The organism is Pseudomonas sp. SIMBA_067 (genome assembly GCF_046534675.1).
Classification (GTDB): Bacteria; Pseudomonadota; Gammaproteobacteria; order Pseudomonadales; family Pseudomonadaceae; genus Aquipseudomonas; species Aquipseudomonas putida.
This window is the reverse complement of record NZ_JAWRYH010001413.1, coordinates 1-233: the sequence shown is the minus strand read 5'-3', so window position 1 is coordinate 233 and position 233 is coordinate 1. Positions and strand designations below refer to the sequence as shown.

At 64.4% G+C, this 233-nt stretch carries 1 pseudogene; it reads right to left on the bottom strand.

Annotated elements, in window-relative coordinates:
* Positions 1–22: 22 nt before the first annotated feature.
* Positions 23–233, bottom strand: a pseudogene (locus tag SB765_RS34040) (PIG-L family deacetylase); the annotation flags it as partial.

The window sequence follows — 233 nt, the reverse complement described above, 5'->3', positions numbered from 1 at the left end:
GCGAAGTACTGTGCGTCCAGGCTCATGTTGCCTCCGTTGACAGAAAGATCAGCTCGAATGGTTGCAACAGACAAGCCTGCAGCTGTTCTGGCACAACCGGGGGGCGATCACCATCGGGCTGCAACTGGCTGGCATGGGCGGCAAGGGCTTGGCGCTTGAGCGCCAGATGCTCATCGCACAGCTGCAGGCGGTGAGCCCGGGGCCAGGGCAGGCGCGGGTCATCGGGGCTTGCC